Below are 1362 nucleotides of genomic sequence, written 5' to 3'. Positions count from 1 at the left end.
GCGCGGGCGAAGGCCGCGCTCTAACTCTCTCAAGAAAAACTGATTTTGTTGATCCTGCGGGGTCAGCATTCCCCTCGCGCGGTTGCGTCGGGGCCAATTGGGCTGCGCGGATGCAGCCCTCCATGTGAAAAGGAGAACCAACATGGACATCAACGATCTGCGCCGCATGTTGCAGGCGGCGGCGGAAACCATGGATACCTGCTCGCAGGCCATTGAGGACGTCGAGGGTGCGGAGGGCAGCACCGATGAGGCGCTTGCAGAGGCGGTCGCGACGTTTGAGGCGGCAGAGGCGGATTTCAAGAAGATCCAGGCGCGTGTGAAACGTGCCGAGGCTGTTGAGGCGGCCAAAGCGGCAACGGCATCTTCCGAGCTTGAAATCAGCGCGATCACGCCGCCACATGCCGCGCCTGCAACTCCGAAAGACCCGGAGCATGAGGGGATCGAGGTCGGCTTTATGGCGCATGCGCTTATCAACGCGCGCGGCGACCGGGATCGCGCAGCGGCGCGCCTGGAGCAGGAAGGGCACAGCGCGATTTCGGCGGCTCTGTCCGGTGCATCCGAAAGTGCCGGGGGTGTGACGCTTCCGCGCCCGCAGGCGCAGCAGGTGATCGCGCTTCTGCGCCCGCGTGTGACGGTGCGCGCTTCCGGTGCGCGTATCCACGACATGCCTGCGGGGGAGCTGCGCAATGCGCGTCAAGCCACGCCCGCCTCTGCCGCCTATGGCGCGGAGAATGCGGCGATGATCGAGAGCGAACCGACGTTTGACAAGGTGGAAGAAAAGTTCCGCAAGCTGACCTCGCTGGTTCCGGTGGGCAATTCGCTGCTGCGCCATTCCAGCGCCTCCATCGCCCTCCTGGTGCGGGACAGCATTTTGCAGGAAATGGGTTTGAAAAACGATCTGGCGTTCCTGCGCTTTGATGGTACGGGCAATCTGCCGAAAGGGTTGCGCCAGTGGGCCTTGGCGGATCATTGGCAGGATGCGGTCGCGGGCACCGATCCTGCGGTTGTCGAAGCTGCTATCCGCCGGATCAAGAGCAAGGTCGAGGATGCAAATGTCGCGATGGTCTCGCCGGGGTGGATCATGCGCGCGTCGGCGAAGAACTTCCTTGCCAGCCTCCGCTGGGCCAATGGGTTCAAAGTGTTCCCGTCGATTGATGACAGCAACACGCTGCATGGCTACCCGATCCGCACCACGTCACAGATCCCGGACAACCTGGGCGCGGGTGGTGACGAGACCGAGATCTACTTCGCGGATTTTGCGGAGATCATGATCGGCGACGCCATGCAGATCACCTTCGGCTCCAGCACCGAGGCTGCTTATGTGAACCAATCCGGCGATACGGTTTCGGCCTTTCAGAACGA

The 1362-nt window shown here is 62.6% G+C and carries 1 protein-coding gene; it reads left to right on the top strand.

The window, feature by feature from the left end; all coding sequences use genetic code 11:
* Window positions 1-142: 142 nt before the first annotated feature.
* Window positions 143-1362: phage major capsid protein (locus tag MHM97_RS22680; RefSeq protein ID WP_239325907.1), on the top strand; the 1220-nt coding region annotated here is incomplete at its 3' end.

The organism is Epibacterium sp. Ofav1-8, assembly GCF_022348185.1.
Taxonomy (GTDB): Bacteria; Pseudomonadota; Alphaproteobacteria; order Rhodobacterales; family Rhodobacteraceae; genus Epibacterium.
The sequence above is the reverse complement of the archived record's forward strand: the minus strand, read 5'-3'. Positions and strand labels throughout refer to the sequence as shown.